The sequence below is a fragment of the Enterobacter sp. PP-008-ECC_S150 genome, from assembly GCF_045257065.1.
Lineage (GTDB): Bacteria > Pseudomonadota > Gammaproteobacteria > Enterobacterales > Enterobacteriaceae > Enterobacter > Enterobacter chengduensis.
On the sequence record NZ_JBJHHG010000006.1, the window covers coordinates 47,179 to 60,989 of the forward strand.

At 55.4% G+C, this 13,811-nt stretch carries 11 protein-coding genes and 1 other annotated feature; of the genes, 6 read left to right on the forward strand and 5 right to left on the reverse strand.

What is annotated here, in order from left to right; genetic code table 11:
- Window positions 1-50: 50 nt before the first annotated feature.
- From dnaX to ACJBF3_RS08705, 3 genes are all read right to left on the reverse strand, one after another.
- Window positions 51-1,979, reverse strand: a complete 1,929-nt coding sequence (gene dnaX / locus ACJBF3_RS08695; RefSeq protein WP_045328401.1) for a DNA polymerase III subunit gamma/tau — start codon at window positions 1,977-1,979, stop codon at window positions 51-53.
- Window positions 657-721: a sequence feature (DnaX frameshifting element), on the reverse strand. It overlaps the preceding gene by 65 nt.
- A gap of 88 nt (window positions 1,980-2,067) precedes the next feature.
- Window positions 2,068-2,619, reverse strand: coding sequence for an adenine phosphoribosyltransferase (apt, locus tag ACJBF3_RS08700; protein ID WP_000127359.1), 552 nt, complete (start codon window positions 2,617-2,619; stop codon window positions 2,068-2,070).
- A gap of 151 nt (window positions 2,620-2,770) precedes the next feature.
- Window positions 2,771-3,148: a DUF454 family protein gene (locus ACJBF3_RS08705; RefSeq protein WP_013095896.1), complete on the reverse strand. Its 378-nt coding sequence runs from the start codon at window positions 3,146-3,148 to the stop codon at window positions 2,771-2,773.
- A gap of 50 nt (window positions 3,149-3,198) precedes the next feature.
- Here ACJBF3_RS08705 and priC point away from each other — a divergent pair, with 50 nt between their 5' ends.
- Window positions 3,199-3,726, forward strand: a complete 528-nt coding sequence (gene priC / locus ACJBF3_RS08710) for a primosomal replication protein N'' (RefSeq protein WP_045328400.1) — start codon at window positions 3,199-3,201, stop codon at window positions 3,724-3,726.
- 14 nt (window positions 3,727-3,740) lie between these two features.
- On the forward strand, window positions 3,741-3,926 hold the full coding sequence (gene rsmS / locus ACJBF3_RS08715; RefSeq protein ID WP_045328399.1) for a pleiotropic regulatory protein RsmS: 186 nt from the start codon (window positions 3,741-3,743) through the stop codon (window positions 3,924-3,926).
- A 1-nt stretch (window position 3,927) separates the two neighbouring features.
- Here rsmS and mscK read toward each other — a convergent pair whose 3' ends face one another.
- Entirely contained in the window at window positions 3,928-7,275 is a 3,348-nt protein-coding gene (gene mscK / locus ACJBF3_RS08720) for a mechanosensitive channel MscK (protein WP_045328398.1), read from the reverse strand.
- Window positions 7,276-7,387: 112 nt separating this feature from the next.
- Window positions 7,388-8,041 (reverse strand): multidrug efflux transporter transcriptional repressor AcrR, encoded by a 654-nt coding sequence (gene acrR, locus ACJBF3_RS08725; protein ID WP_045328397.1) that lies wholly within the window; start codon window positions 8,039-8,041, stop codon window positions 7,388-7,390.
- A gap of 140 nt (window positions 8,042-8,181) precedes the next feature.
- On the opposite strand from acrR, the gene acrA reads away from it, so the two are divergent.
- The 4 genes from acrA to ACJBF3_RS08745 all read left to right on the forward strand — a co-directional run bounded on the left by acrA (window position 8,182) and on the right by ACJBF3_RS08745 (window position 13,675).
- A complete protein-coding gene (acrA, locus tag ACJBF3_RS08730) occupies window positions 8,182-9,375 on the forward strand; it encodes a multidrug efflux RND transporter periplasmic adaptor subunit AcrA (RefSeq protein ID WP_045328396.1) in 1,194 nt (397 codons plus the stop codon).
- Window positions 9,376-9,397: 22 nt separating this feature from the next.
- The gene (gene acrB / locus ACJBF3_RS08735) at window positions 9,398-12,544 is read left to right on the forward strand and encodes a multidrug efflux RND transporter permease subunit AcrB (protein ID WP_045328394.1); all 3,147 of its coding nucleotides are present in this window, start codon (window positions 9,398-9,400) and stop codon (window positions 12,542-12,544) included.
- Window positions 12,545-13,054: 510 nt separating this feature from the next.
- Window positions 13,055-13,429: an Hha toxicity modulator TomB gene (gene tomB / locus ACJBF3_RS08740; RefSeq protein ID WP_008499288.1), complete on the forward strand. Its 375-nt coding sequence runs from the start codon at window positions 13,055-13,057 to the stop codon at window positions 13,427-13,429.
- A 27-nt stretch (window positions 13,430-13,456) separates the two neighbouring features.
- On the forward strand, window positions 13,457-13,675 hold the full coding sequence (locus ACJBF3_RS08745) for an HHA domain-containing protein (RefSeq protein WP_008499287.1): 219 nt from the start codon (window positions 13,457-13,459) through the stop codon (window positions 13,673-13,675).
- The last annotated feature ends 136 nt before the right edge of the window (window positions 13,676-13,811 follow it).

Here is a 13,811-nt window from a genome sequence, read left to right on the forward strand (position 1 = left end):
TTCTCTCTTCTTTCACGTTTAAGGATTACAACCGTAAGTCAGACTCACGATCAAATGGGGCGGATACTCTCTTCATCCAGATCGGCGTCGAAGAACCGGCGCAGGGTCTGAATGTTGTTATCCGCAATAATCGCCTCGCGCGCCTGCGCGAGCTTCTCTTCATAAATGGCCTGGCGCCACTCGAGCGGCGTTTTCACTGCCGGATTATCATCTTCAATGATAGTCAATTCAACCGGCGCACCCTGCAATGTGGCGAGCGCCTCGGCCAGCGCCTTTTGCGCGCCAGGGGAATTGAGGTGACGCTGGCCCGGACGCAGGTGCAGACGCACCTGATTGCCGTCCTGCTCTTTCCAGGCGTTCAGCGCAACCTGCTCGACCAGCTTCGGCAGCTGGAGTTTGCTGACCTCGGCGGCCCAGGCGTCGCGCGCAATGGACTCTTCGGCAAGCTTCGCGGAAAGCTCCGGCGTTTTTTCATGCTCCAGCGCCTTTTTCAGCGCTTTTGGCGTGGCGACCTCTTCCTTCACCGTTTCAACAATGGTGGTCGCCTTCCAGCGGTAAGCCTCTTCTTTCACCGGGGCTTTCTGCTCGAGCGCGGACGGTGCCGGACGCGACTGCACGCGCTCCGTTACCGAGGCCAGTCGTTCAAGCGCGGCGTTGTTCACCGGCCGCGCTCTTCCTGGCGCTGCCGGTTCACTCTTTTTTGGTTTGGTTACTCCCTGCGCACGCTGCAGCTGGCTGCGCGCGGCAAGCACCGAACTGGTGGCATCCGACAGCGGCACGTTCTGCTGCGGTGGCGGCGTCGGCTGCTGAGGCACCTGCTGCGGCGACATCACCGCCGTCGGGGCGACCGGGGCAAATGACTGGCGCGGCACGTCCGGCTCCGGGAGCGGCATGCGCGGGTGGAACGCCAGCGCGCGCAGCAGCGTCATTTCTACGCCCATACGCGGATCCGGCGCAAACGGCAGCTCTTTGCGGCCAATCAGCAGCGTCTGGTAATAAAGCTGCACGTCGGCAGGCGGCACGGTGCGGGCAAGTTCACGCATCCGCTGTTCAATGGCGGCCATATCCGCGCCAATCGCCGACGGAGAAAGCTGGAGCATCGCCACGCGGTGCAGCAGGCTGAGCATCTCAACCAGCAGCCCTTCCCACTCAATACCCCGGGCAGCGGCCGCGTTCACCTGCGACATCACGCGTTCGCCGTTGGCGGCAATCATGGCTTCGATAAGCGACAGCGCATGATCGTCATCCAGCGTGCCGAGCATGGTGCTGACCGCCTCGGTGGAGAGCTTGCCGTCACCGCTGGCAATCGCCTGATCGGTCAGGCTGAGCGCATCACGCAGGCTGCCGTCCGCCGCGCGGGCCAGCAGCTGCAGGGCGCGGGGTTCGTGGACAATCTTCTCTTCATCAAGAATGTGCTCAAGCTGCGCGCGGATCTGTTCGACATCCAGCGCCTTCAGATGAAACTGCAGGCAGCGTGACAGAATGGTGACCGGCAGCTTTTGCGGATCGGTGGTCGCCAGCAGGAACTTCACGTGCGCGGGCGGCTCTTCCAGCGTTTTCAGCAGGGCGTTGAAGCTGTGGCGCGACAGCATGTGCACTTCATCGATCAGGTAGACCTTGAAGCGGCCGCGCGCCGGGGCGTACTGCACGTTATCGAGCAGATCGCGGGTATCTTCCACTTTGGTGCGCGAAGCGGCGTCGATCTCGATCAGATCGACAAAACGCCCCTGCTCGATTTCCCGGCAGTTATCGCACACGCCGCACGGCGTGGCGGTGATCCCGGTTTCGCAGTTGAGACCTTTTGCCAGCAGGCGGGCAATAGAGGTCTTACCGACGCCGCGGGTACCGGAGAAAAGATAGGCGTGATGGATGCGACCTAGCGACAAGCCGTTCGCCAGGGCCGTCAGCACATGTTCCTGACCGACAACGTCAGCAAAGGTTTGTGGTCGCCATTTACGGGCTAACACCTGATAACTCATGGGCAGGCTCTGCAACGCTGGAAGGTGAATTTATGGAGGGGAATGCTATCACAACCTCACCCATTGAGCGAGGTTGTGAAAACCGGGATTAGTGACCCGGGAAAGGCACCAGGCTGTAGCTGGTAATACCTTGTTTTTCCAGACGCTGTTCACCGCCGAGATCGAACAGGTTGATGATGAAGGCCGCGTCGGTCACTTCCCCACCCAGACGGCGGATCAGCTTCACGGTCGCTTCAATGGTGCCGCCGGTTGCCAGCAGATCGTCCACCACCAGCACTTTGTCGCCAGGCTTGATCGCGTCAACGTGGATCTCCAGCTGATCGGTGCCGTACTCCAGCTCGTAGCTTTCTGCGATGGTTTCGCGCGGCAGCTTGCGCGGCTTACGCACCGGCACAAAACCCACGCCCATCGCCAGCGCAACCGGTGCGCCGAACAGGAAGCCACGGGCTTCGGTACCTACTACTTTGGTGATCCCGGCGTTTTTATAACGCTCGACCAGCAGTTCAATGCTGAGCGCGTACGCTTTCGGGTCTTCCAGCAAGCTGGTGACATCACGGAAAAGAATGCCAGGCTTTGGATAGTCCTGGATGCTTTTGATGCTGTTTTTCAGATATTCAAGCTGCTGTGCAGTTGCGGTCATCGGTTTGTGCCTAAATGAAACAGTGTTACTCACGGCGCGCAACGCGTGGGCAAAGGTAACAATCGTTTAACCTTTAACCAGGCACGCCTGTGCTCGAAAACGGTCGAATTTACTGGCTGTACGCAATAATTGCAACAGCCATTATGAGGCTTCAGTGCTTTTGTTGCTTTTCATCAACCACGGGGATCCGCCACATGAAGATAAGCAGGCAGGTCAGGATGACCAGCAGCAGGATCCGCACCCACATCATTTTCACCAGCCATAGCGAAATGGCGAAGGTGATAAGGATCACCGCGATCGCGCGCGGCTTCGCCCCGGGCGGCATAGCCCGGTGTTTTTGCCAGTGCCGCAGATAGCCGCCAAACCATGAGCGATAGAGCAGCCAGTGGTGAAAGCGCGGTGACGATCGGGCGAAGCACCAGGCCGCCAGCAGGATAAACGGCGTGGTCGGCAGCAGGGGTAAAACCACGCCCAGCGTGCCAAGCACTACCGCGAGCCAGCCAATGATGATTAAAATAGTACGCTGCATAATGCGAATCGTTATCAAACTGAACGGCTACTTTACCACTGGAGAGCGTCTTGAAAACAGCACTGCTTCTTGAGAAGCTGCAAAATCAGCTGATTGCACTGCGGGAGCAGGCCACGCCGCTGATGGGGCACGCCACGCTGAAACCGCGCTTTGACCGGCAGCTTTTTCGCACCCGCAGCACCGTATTTCAGGATTACCTTGCCGAAGCGCAGACCAACCTCGACGAGCTTCGCCATGCGGTTGAGAATAAACAGCAGGAACAGGTGGCGTGGCTTGCCGAGCATCTCACCGAGCAGATCATCGCGCTGCATCGCGAAATCGCCGCCTGGCCGCTGCGCGCCTGGGACAGCGCCTCCCCCGGGCTCGGCAAATGGCAGCGCAAGCGGCTGGAGAACCAGGAGTTCGAGCGCCGCCTGTTTGAGATGAAGCGCGAGCGCGAAGTGCGGCTGAACAACAGCGAAACGCTGGAAGAACAGCAATTACTGATGCGCGAGATCAGCGCGCTGGAAGGACGCATTGTGCGCTGCCGTCAGGCGCTGGACGAGATTGAACGCGTCATTGAACGTTTGACCCGCTAACAGGAGCCACACCCATGTCACTGGAAAATGCACCCGATGAGGTCAAGCTGGCCGTCGATTTAATTATGCTGCTGGAGAATCATGATATTCCCGCCGAAACGGTGCTGAAAGCGCTGGAGATTGTGCAGCGGGATTTTGAAGGAAAGGTGAAGGCCAGTAGCCCTCACCCTAACCCTCTCCCACAGAGAGAGGGAAAATAGATTAAGCCGGAGTGGGATCGTCACCCTTAATCTGGCGCTTCACTTCCGTATGCTCGTCACCTTTCTCATTGTGCAGGTGAACCTCAAGCTGGTTGAAGGCGATATTAATGTCGTTTTCACGGCACAGGCGATCGATAGCGCGATTAAGCTCATCAACGGTGTAGCTGCGATCGCGGAGCTCGCGAACGTATAAGCGCAGCTCGTGATCCAGCGTGCTTGCACCAAAGGTGGTGAAGAACACCGACGGCGCCGGATCGTGCATCACTTTCGGATGGTCGTTCGCCGCTTTTAGCAGAACCTCTTTCACCTTGTCCAGATCGGAACCGTAGGCCACGCCGAGGCGGATCACCACGCGCGTCGTGGTATCAGAGAGTGACCAGTTGATCAGACGCTCGGTCACGAACGCTTTGTTCGGGATGATCACCTCTTTGCGATCGAAGTCGGTAATGGTGGTGGCGCGAATACGGATCTTGCTGACGGTCCCGGAGAATGTGCCGATGGTGACGGTATCGCCGATACGTACCGGACGTTCAAACAGAATGATCAGGCCAGAAACGAAGTTACCGAAGATCTCCTGCAGGCCAAAACCGAGGCCGACCGACAGCGCGGCAGCAAGCCACTGCAGTTTATCCCACGATACGCCCAGCGAGCCAAAGACCGTCATCGCGCCGACGATAATGATCACGTAGTTGAGGATCGTGGTAATCGCATATGACGCCCCCTGCCGCAGATTCAGGCGGGACAGCACCAGCACTTCCAGCAGGCCGGGAAGGTTGCGGATCAGCGCCCAGGCCACCACCGACGACACCAGCGCAAACAGCAGGCTGCCCATGGTCACGCTTTTCATGACCGCCGCGCCCGCTTCGGTTCCGTTGTATTGCCAGAGGGTAATACTGTCGAGATAGGCGAAAACGGTAATAAGATCGGACCAGATAGCCCAGAACATCACGGCAAACAGGGCGATCATCACCAGCATGGTGATGCGCAGCGTCTGCTGGTTAACCTGTTCCAGCGCGATGGTCGGCTCTTCCTGCGGCTCCGCGCCTTCGGCTCCCTCTTTCACCTGATGCTGACGACGCGCGATGGCGCGGCGATAGGCAATACGGCGGGCCGCCACGCTCAGGCCGCGCAGCACGGTCTGATAGAGCAGGTTCCAGACGATCACCAGATAGACCGTTTCAATCCAGCGTCCGGACAGGCGGAGCGTGGTATAGAAGTAGCCCGTTGCCGTCAGCACCATCAGCGCCAGCGGAATGATCGCCAGCACCGTCACGGTCGCCAGGCGAATATTGTGGGACTCTTTATCACGCCAGCTGTCGCGGCACATCGGCCACATCAGGATCGCAATCAGCAGCAGGTTCAGCAGGATGACCAGCTGGCCCAGCACGTCATCCATCAGATGCAGCGGGGAAAGCTCAGAGACTACCGACCAGAAGTGCAGCGGCAGCAGCGCCAGGCTGATGCGCACGATCTGGCGACGCCAGTGGCTGGTCAGCTGCGCCGGCATGTTGAAATGACGCACCGCCACGCCGTCTTTTTCCAGCACCTTCCAGCACAGCCCAAACACCAGCCAGAACAGCGCCAGTTTTTTACTGAACGCCCACAGCAGATCGCTGACGTTGAGCTGCATGGTGAGCAGAATCAGGCCCACGGCCAGAATAATCAGGCACACCGGCAGGGCGCGAATGAGATCGATCAGAATCGCTTTAGGCGTATGGAGCTGGCTGTCGTTGCGCAGCTGCCCCACTTCGGAGGCCAGCTTCGCCTGGTATTTTTTCAGCCATTTCAAACGCCAGCGAATCAGCCCCGCGATGAGAAGCAGCGGTAAACCCGCCAGCAAGGCAATCGTCACCGCAGGCCAGGCTTTCTCCCAGTTCACGGTAATCTTCATGCTCTTGATCTGCGTTTTCAGCGTCTCAGGGAAGGATTTAATCCAGTCCCAGTCCATCGGCTTGTTGCTGTTTACCCAGAAAATCTGCTGGGTCAGGATCTCCTGCAGGCTTTTCGAGACGCTCACCAGCTGCTGCTGGTTGATCTGCAGGTTGATGGCCATCATCAGCTGGTTACCCAGCTGTTTGTTGAGCTGGTCCAGCAGTTCGCGACGCATATCGACAACCTGGAGCAGCGCGTCGTGCACTTCCGGGTTCACGTCGCTGGAATGCCCTTCTTCAATTTTGGCGACAAAGGTATCGCTCTGGAAAAGAGCATCGCGCTGCTGGTTGACGTCAAACTGTTCCAGACGTAAATCCGCAATGCGGTTGGTCATGTCTTCCAGCTCATCGGCGGACGGGAGCGTCTGCTGCTGCTGGTAGAGAATACGCGACAGCAGGAGGCTGCCCTTCAGGACCGCGATCTGCTCTTTGATGTTGCGTTCCGCCTGCAGCGCGCGATCCAGCCAGTTCTTCACTTTAATATTTTGCTGAACCAGCGAGTTGCCGTTTTCCGTCGCCAGTATCAGGCGCTGGCTAAGCTGGTGGTTGGCCTCAAGCTCCTGCTTCACCAGCGGGTTGGCCTGAATGCGGGCGGTTTCGTCAGGCGATACGGCCTCCTGGGCCGTTTTTTCCGTTAGCGTCAGGCGCTTGCTGTTGACCGCTTCCTGCAGCAGCTGAAGCTGGTGTTCCAGACGGTTAATGTTCGCGGTGACGTAATCACGCTGCTTCTGCAGCGTGTCCTGCAGCACCGTATTCCCTTCCAGGCTTTTACGCTGCTGATCAATCTGCGCGTTGAGCAATGCCTGCTGAACCAGCAGCAGGGTTTGCTGCGTCGGACGCAGCGTGCCTTCGCCCACCGTGGTTCCGTTGAGGCGGTTGCGAATCTGCTGCAGCTGCTGAGACGCGGCGTACATCGCGTTTTGCACGCGCTCGGGCTGGGTCTGCAGGGAGACAAGCTGGCTGTTATAGGTGGCGAGATCGGACTGCGCCGTTTGCAGGTCATCGAGCAACTGGGCGACGCGCGTCTCAAGCTGACGTAAGGAGAGCGTGGCGAGCGTTTTGCGCGTTTCGTCATCGTTATCAACGTCACTCAGGGCATTTAGCGATTCCGTCGCTTTACGCATGTTCTCAGGCGCCTGCGCCACCTTCTGGCGCAGCTGGGCGGTTTCAGCTTTGACGCGTTCAATTTTATCCAGCGTTTCCAGCGTTTCCGTCAGGTCCTGCTGGGTGAGTTTCTCCTGCGGAGAGAGCTCTTTTTGCTTGTTCAGCGTGTCGAGCTGAGACTGAACATCAGCGCGCGAGGGAATATCATTGCTGTTATCGGCGCGGGCCCAGGTCAGCGGCGCCGTGGCAAAGAAAAACAGCATCGCAAGGAGCAATGCAAAAACAGGATGTTGCGAGCGATTGATGGGCAGCATAGTTGTGAATGATGTCAGAAGATGACCGAAAATAGTCCGGCGTGAAGAATATCACGCTCGCCGAAAGCAGAATAGCGCGAACGTTATCCTCTGAGATAAATCCTGGAAAGGATCAGGCCGTTAGCGAAGGCGCGTCGTTGCGCAGCGTCGGGCAGAGCTGAAGCATTTCCAGTAAAATCGAGACGTAGCTGCGGGCTTCCTCTTTGAGATCAAAGGATTGTGGCGAAAAAAGCCAGTTTTCCATCAGGCCCGAGATGTAGCTGCGCATCAGGATGGCCGCCCGACGGGTCAGGAGGTTGGCCGGCAGCAGTTTGGCCTGCATGCACTGGTTGAGGTTCTGTTCGATGCGGTCATAGCTTTCCAGGCTGAGGCTGCGTTGCGCCTGCTGCACCACCGCCATTTCTCCCACGAACTCGCATTTATGATAAATAATTTCCATCATTAATCTGCGACGTTCTTCAACTACCGTTGCTTCAAGGATATATACTAATATTTCTCTTAATACTGAGAGTGGATCGTCAGGGAATTTTGCCCGATACTCACTCTCGAGATCGCTAATGCTGGACTCTGAAAGCTCCCAGATTTCACTGAACAGATCTGACTTGTCCTTAAAATGCCAGTAAATCGCTCCCCGCGTCACACCGGCAGCCTGAGCAATTTGTGCCAGCGAGGTAGAAGAAACACCCTGCTGCGAGAACAAACGTATTGCCACATCAAGGATGTGTTGTCGGGTTTCAAGCGCTTGTTGTTTAGTTTTTCGTGCCATAGGTGGGTGAATTTACAGGAGTCAGATTTACATACATTTGTGAATGTATGTACCATAGCATGACGATAATATAAACGCAGCAATGGGTTTTAGACTCAGGACCCTTGATCAATTTGAAATCGGACACTCGAGGTTTACATATGAACAAAAACAGAGGGTTAACGCCTCTGGCGGTCGTTCTGATGCTTTCAGGCAGCTTAGCGCTAACAGGATGTGACGACAAACCGGCTCAACAAGGAGCTCAGCAGGCGCCAGAAGTAGGCGTCGTGACGCTCAAATCTGAACCTCTACAAATCACCACCGAATTACCAGGCCGGACAAGTGCTTACCGTATTGCGGAAGTGCGTCCTCAGGTGAGCGGCATTATTCTGAAGCGTAACTTCACCGAAGGCGGTGATGTGAAAGCCGGTGAGTCTCTGTATCAGATTGATCCAGCAACCTATCAGGCATCGTATGAAAGCGCGAAAGGCGACCTGGCAAAAGCGCAAGCCGCAGCCAAAATCGCCCAGGTGACGCTGAACCGCTATCAAAAACTGCTCGGCACTAAGTACATTAGCCAACAGGATTACGATACCGCCCTGGCAGATGCACAGCAGGCTAACGCAGCCGTTGTGGCAGCGAAAGCAGCCGTCGAAACCGCGCGCATTAACCTGGCCTATACCAAAGTGACCTCACCTATTAGCGGTCGCATTGGTAAGTCTTCCGTCACGGAAGGTGCTCTGGTGCAGAACGGCCAGACCACTGCCCTGGCGACCGTGCAGCAGCTCGATCCGATTTACGTTGACGTGACGCAGTCCAGCAATGATTTCCTGCGCCTGAAACAGGAGCTGGCAAACGGCACCCTGAAACAGGAAAACGGCAAAGCCAAAGTGGAGCTGGTGACAAACGACGGCATCAAGTTCCCGCAGGAAGGTACGCTGGAATTCTCTGACGTGACGGTTGACCAGACCACCGGTTCCATCACCTTACGCGCGATTTTCCCGAACCCTGACAAAAATCTGCTGCCGGGTATGTTTGTTCGCGCGCGTCTGGAAGAAGGTACTAACCCAACCGCACTTCTGGTTCCACAGCAGGGTGTGACCCGTACGCCACGCGGCGATGCGAGCGCGCTGGTTGTGGGCGCTGATGACAAAGTCGAAACGCGCAATATCACCGCTACCCAGGCGATTGGCGATAAGTGGCTGGTGACGGAAGGTCTGAAAGATGGCGATCGCGTGATTGTTTCTGGTTTGCAAAAAGTTCGTCCTGGCGCGCAGGTTAAAGCACAGGAAGTGAAGTCTGACGATAAACAACAGGCTTCGGCCGCTGGCCAGTCAGAACAAACCAAGTCTTAACTTAAACAGGAGCCGTTAAGACATGCCTAATTTCTTTATCGATCGCCCCATATTTGCGTGGGTGATCGCCATTATTATCATGCTGGCCGGGGGACTTGCGATCCTGAAGCTGCCTGTCGCGCAATATCCAACGATTGCGCCACCGGCGGTGACCATCTCCGCAACCTACCCGGGGGCTGATGCGAAAACGGTGCAGGACACCGTCACCCAGGTTATCGAACAGAACATGAACGGTATCGATAACCTGATGTACATGTCCTCAAACAGTGACTCCACCGGTACAGTGCAGATCACCCTGACCTTCCAGTCAGGTACGGATGCTGACATTGCGCAGGTTCAGGTGCAGAACAAACTGCAGCTGGCGATGCCTTTACTGCCGCAGGAAGTACAACAGCAGGGCGTGAGCGTCGAGAAATCGTCCAGCAGCTTCCTGATGGTTGTCGGCGTTATCAACACCAACGGCACCATGACGCAGGAGGATATTTCCGACTACGTGGGTGCCAACATGAAGGACGCCATCAGCCGTACTGCCGGTGTGGGTGACGTGCAGCTGTTCGGTTCCCAGTACGCGATGCGCATCTGGATGGATCCGAACAAGCTGAACAACTTCCAGCTGACGCCGGTTGACGTAATCAGCGCGATTAAAGCGCAGAACGCCCAGGTAGCAGCCGGTCAGTTAGGCGGTACACCGCCGGTGAAGGGCCAGCAGCTTAACGCCTCGATCATCGCGCAGACCCGTCTGACCTCGGCCGACGAGTTCAGCAAAATTCTGCTGAAAGTGAACCAGGACGGGTCGCAGGTTCGCCTGCGCGACGTGGCGAAAGTAGAACTGGGCGGTGAAAACTACGACATTATCGCGAAGTTCAACGGTAAACCGGCTTCCGGTCTGGGTATCAAACTGGCGACAGGCGCTAACGCCCTGGACACCGCCACGGCGATCCGCGCAGAGCTGAAGAAGATGGAACCGTTCTTCCCGTCAGGTCTGAAAATCGTTTACCCGTACGACACCACGCCGTTCGTTAAAATTTCGATTCATGAAGTGGTGAAGACGCTGGTTGAGGCGATCATCCTGGTATTCCTGGTGATGTACCTGTTCCTGCAAAACTTCCGCGCGACGCTTATCCCAACGATTGCCGTGCCGGTTGTTCTGCTCGGGACCTTTGCGATCCTGTCGATATTTGGCTACTCGATAAACACCCTGACGATGTTCGGGATGGTGCTCGCCATCGGCCTGCTGGTGGATGACGCCATCGTTGTGGTAGAGAACGTCGAGCGCGTCATGGCGGAAGAAGGTCTGCCGCCGAAGGAAGCGACCCGTAAGTCAATGGGTCAGATCCAGGGCGCGCTGGTCGGTATCGCGATGGTGCTGTCGGCGGTATTTATTCCGATGGCCTTCTTCGGCGGCTCTACCGGTGCAATTTACCGTCAGTTCTCGATTACCATCGTTTCCGCGATGGCGCTGTCGGTGCTGGTCGCGTTGATCCTGACGCCTGCGCTGTGCGCCACCATGCTGAAGCCAATTCAGAAAGGCGGTCACGGCGAGCATAAAGGGTTCTTCGGCTGGTTTAACCGCATGTTTGATAAGAGCACGCACCACTACACCGACAGCGTAGGTAACATCCTGCGCAGCACCGGTCGTTACCTGCTGCTCTATATCATCATCGTGGTGGGCATGGCTTTCCTGTTCGTTCGTCTGCCAAGCTCGTTCCTGCCGGATGAAGACCAGGGCGTGTTCCTGACGATGGCACAGCTTCCGGCGGGGGCCTCGCAAGAGCGTACCCAGAAAGTGCTGGATGAAGTGACGGACTACTATCTCACCAAAGAGAAAGACAACGTTGAATCCGTGTTTGCGGTTAACGGCTTTGGCTTTGCGGGTCGTGGTCAGAACACCGGTATTGCCTTCGTTTCTCTGAAAGACTGGTCTGAACGTCCGGGCAAAGAGAACAAAGTTGAGGCGATTACCGGCCGTGCAATGGGTACCTTCTCGCAGATTAAAGATGCGATGGTCTTCGCCTTCAACCTGCCAGCGATTGTTGAGCTGGGTACCGCGACCGGCTTCGACTTCCAGCTGATTGACCAGGCTGGTCTGGGTCACGAAAAGCTGACGCAGGCGCGTAACCAGCTGTTTGGCGAAGTGGCTAAGCACCCTGACCTGCTGGTCGGCGTGCGTCCAAACGGCCTGGAAGATACCCCGCAGTTCAAAATCGACATCGACCAGGAGAAAGCTCAGGCACTGGGCGTCTCCATCAGTGACATCAATACCACGCTGGGCGCTGCCTGGGGCGGTAGCTACGTTAACGACTTTATCGATCGCGGTCGCGTGAAGAAAGTGTACGTGATGTCAGAGGCGCAGTACCGTATGTTGCCAAACGATATCAATAACTGGTTCGTGCGCGGCAGCAATGGTCAGATGGTACCGTTCTCGGCGTTCTCAACGTCACGCTGGGAATACGGTTCGCCGCGTCTGGAACGCTATAACGGCCTGCCATCCATGGAGATCCTCGGTCAGGCCGCGCCGGGCCGAAGCACCGGCGAAGCCATGAACCTGATGGAAGAACTGGCAAGCAAGCTGCCTGCAGGTATCGGCTACGACTGGACCGGCATGTCCTATCAGGAACGTCTGTCCGGTAACCAGGCCCCTGCTCTGTACGCCATTTCGCTGATTGTGGTGTTCCTGTGTCTGGCGGCACTGTACGAGAGCTGGTCAATTCCGTTCTCCGTTATGCTGGTGGTACCACTTGGGGTAATTGGTGCGCTGCTTGCGGCAACGTTCCGTGGACTGACCAACGACGTCTACTTCCAGGTAGGCCTGCTGACAACCATTGGCCTGTCGGCGAAGAACGCGATACTTATCGTTGAATTCGCCAAAGATCTGATGGAGAAAGAAGGCAAAGGCCTGATTGAGGCGACGCTTGAGGCCGTTCGTATGCGTCTGCGCCCCATCCTGATGACGTCACTGGCGTTTATCCTCGGCGTACTGCCGCTGGTTATCAGCTCCGGTGCGGGCTCCGGCGCGCAGAACGCGGTAGGTACAGGCGTGATGGGCGGTATGGTTACCGCGACCGTACTGGCTATCTTCTTCGTACCGGTGTTCTTCGTGGTGGTTCGCCGCCGCTTTAGCCGAAAGAATGAAGATATTGAACACCGTCATTCGGTAGAACCTCACTGATACCGGTTTCACATGATAAAAAGGCCGCATTCGCGGCCTTTTTCATTTTCAGAAAAAATCATAAATTACGCTTATTGTGGTTTTATTTATTTTCTGCCATCTTAATTAGACATATCATAATTAACTGATAACTTAATCGGTGAATTCAGGATTTTTTTAATTTCATTTCTCTGCGTAAACTATTAGGAATATTCCTAATAAAAAGTTCTTACAAAGAAAAGACCGAATCCGAACTTTTCTCATCATTTTTGCTAAGCCAATGAAACGTAAGGAAGCGATAAAACATGCTCATTAATTGGGTTAAAAATGTTGAGTTCCGGATGCCCCTTTGCGTACCTGCTCGCAGTCTGCGGTTTTATTTGTAATTTTTCGTAATAGCGCGATGAAATCCAGGAGGGAGTGGCTTATAGTTAGGTTATCAGGAACACAGCGCTCATGTAGCTAAGTCAGTTATATCCATCCCGACAATGATGTTCGGTGAGTAAGAAATCACTCAGAAGGGGATGCGCTATGGACGAGTACTCGCCAAAAAGACATGATATCGCACAGTTGAAATTTCTCTGCGAATCCTTGTACCATGACTGCCTTGCCAATCTTGATGAAAGCAACCATGGCTGGGTAAACGACCCAACGTCTGCCATCAATTTACAGTTGAATGAGCTGATAGAGCATATCGCAACCTTCGCACTTAATTATAAAATTAAGTACAATGAAGATAATAAGCTCATTGAGCAAATTGATGAATACCTGGACGACACCTTTATGTTGTTCAGCAGTTACGGCATTAACGCCCAGGATTTGCAAAAATGGCGTAAATCGGGAAACCGGCTATTCCGCTGTTTTGTCAACGTGAGCAGAGCTAACCCGGTTAGTCTTTCCTGTTAAAATTATTACAATTACTAAGGTGAATTTATGTCTGATAAACCACTCACAAAGATCGATTATTTGATGCGCTTACGACGTTGTCAGTCAATCGACACGCTTGAGCGCGTCATTGAAAAGAATAAATACGAGCTCTCGGATAATGAACTGGCGGTATTTTATTCAGCCGCTGACCATCGTCTTGCTGAACTGACCATGAATAAGCTATATGACAAAATTCCTACTTCTGTATGGAAATTTGTCCGTTAATCTTTGAAGGGTGTCTGTAGAGTTCTACGCCACGTTCTGAGTTTTTTACCTATCCCGTTATGCTCCCTGTGCCCAGGCCAGGTATCCGTGTAAAACGCGTTCAGCAGCAGCAATGTTGTGACTCCAGTCACATCGG

Coding starts and splice junctions, on each gene's coding strand:
- dnaX (WP_045328401.1), bottom strand. CDS start 1,979: ATGAGTTATCAGGTGTTAGCCCGTAAATGGCGACCACAAACCTTTGCT.
- apt (WP_000127359.1), bottom strand. CDS start 2,619: ATGACCGCAACTGCACAGCAGCTTGAATATCTGAAAAACAGCATCAAA.
- ACJBF3_RS08705 (WP_013095896.1), bottom strand. CDS start 3,148: ATGCAGCGTACTATTTTAATCATCATTGGCTGGCTCGCGGTAGTGCTT.
- rsmS (WP_045328399.1), top strand. CDS start 3,741: ATGTCACTGGAAAATGCACCCGATGAGGTCAAGCTGGCCGTCGATTTA.
- mscK (WP_045328398.1), bottom strand. CDS start 7,275: ATGCTGCCCATCAATCGCTCGCAACATCCTGTTTTTGCATTGCTCCTT.
- acrR (WP_045328397.1), bottom strand. CDS start 8,041: ATGGCACGAAAAACTAAACAACAAGCGCTTGAAACCCGACAACACATC.
- acrA (WP_045328396.1), top strand. CDS start 8,182: ATGAACAAAAACAGAGGGTTAACGCCTCTGGCGGTCGTTCTGATGCTT.
- acrB (WP_045328394.1), top strand. CDS start 9,398: ATGCCTAATTTCTTTATCGATCGCCCCATATTTGCGTGGGTGATCGCC.
- tomB (WP_008499288.1), top strand. CDS start 13,055: ATGGACGAGTACTCGCCAAAAAGACATGATATCGCACAGTTGAAATTT.
- ACJBF3_RS08745 (WP_008499287.1), top strand. CDS start 13,457: ATGTCTGATAAACCACTCACAAAGATCGATTATTTGATGCGCTTACGA.